Source organism: Kitasatospora arboriphila (assembly GCF_039528095.1).
Taxonomy (GTDB): domain Bacteria; phylum Actinomycetota; class Actinomycetes; order Streptomycetales; family Streptomycetaceae; genus Kitasatospora; species Kitasatospora arboriphila.
The window spans coordinates 1-1,316 of sequence record NZ_BAAALD010000217.1 but is presented as its reverse complement, the minus strand read 5'-3'; the positions used below and the strand labels follow the sequence as shown (position 1 = coordinate 1,316).

Annotated in this window: 1 protein-coding gene; it reads left to right on the top strand. The window is 69.1% G+C overall.

Features of this window, described 5'->3' with window-relative positions; translation table 11 throughout:
• Nucleotides 1-79: 79 nt before the first annotated feature.
• Nucleotides 80-1,287, top strand: a protein-coding gene (locus tag ABD353_RS39575; protein WP_425555354.1) for an IS3 family transposase whose coding sequence is annotated in 2 segments (ribosomal slippage) — nucleotides 80-377 and nucleotides 377-1,287 — 1,209 coding nt in all. Because the reading frame shifts where the segments join, the coding sequence is not laid out codon by codon here.
• Nucleotides 1,288-1,316: the final 29 nt, after the last annotated feature.

Genomic DNA, 1,316 nt, shown 5'->3' with positions numbered 1-1,316 from the left:
CTCGGGGCTTGACCCCGGATGTTGGACACCAGAGACACTCGGACCTTGATGGGCCTGGGTGGGCAGGAGTCCTGCACAGATGGTGATGAAGCACTACCCGCCGGAGTTCAAGGCAGACGCGGTCGCGCTGTACGAGTCGCGTCCTGGATCGACGATCAAATCGGTCGCCGACGACCTCGGGATCAATCCGGAGACCTTGCGGAACTGGATCCGGGCGGCCGGCAGGCCCACGCCCCGGGCCGCGGCGCCGGCCGCCACCGCGCCGGCAGCGACCGCGTCGTCGCTGGAGGCGGAGAACGAGGCCTTGCGCCGCAAGGTCCGCGAACTGGAGGAGGAGCGGGAGATCCTCCGCAAGGCGGCGAAGTATTTCGCCGGGGAGACGCGCTGGTGACCCGCTTCCAGTTCGTCGCCGACCACCAGCGCCGTTACGGCGTGAAGCGGCTGTGCCAGGTCCTCGGGGTCGCCCGATCCAGCTACTACCACTGGTGCCGCACCGCCCCCGAGCGGGCCGCCCGCCAGAGCTCGGACGCTCAGCTCACCACCCGCATACGAGCTGCCCACGCGGCATCGGACGGAACCTACGGCGTCCCCAGGATCACCGCCGAGCTCCGCGACGGAGGGCACCGGGTCAACCACAAGAACGTCGCCCGGCTGATGAAGGCCGCCTGCATCGCCGGCCTGCGGCTGCGTCGCCCCCGCCGCACCACCATCGCTGACCCGGTGGCCGTGAAGGCCCCGGACCTGATCGGCCGTGACTTCACCGCCACGGCGGTGAACACCAAGTACGTCGGCGACATCACCTACCTGAGCGTCGGGGCCGGGAGATTTCTCTACCTGGCGACCGTCATCGACCTCGCCTCACGGCGCCTGGCCGGCTGGGCTCTGGCCGATCACATGCGCGCCGACCTGGTCATCGATGCCCTGCATGCGGCCGGACGCACCCGCGGCAACCTGGCCGGAGCCGTCCTGCACACCGACCACGGCAGTCAATACACCAGCAGAGCGTTCACCGACGCCTGCCGACGAGCAGGCGTTCGCCAGTCCATGAGCGCCATCGGCAGCAGTGCGGACAACGCCGCGGCCGAGAGCTTCAACGCCACCCTCAAAAGGGAGTTGCTGCAAGGACGCCGAAGCTGGACCACCGAGCGTGAGGCCCGCCTGGCGGTCTTCCGCTGGGCCCACCGCTACAACACCGTCCGCCGCCACTCCCGCCTCGGACACCGCAGCCCAATCGCCTACGAGGCCACACTCAACGCAACATCAACTACCCTGACTGAAGCCGCATAGCCCGTGTCCAACATCCGGGGTCAAGGCCC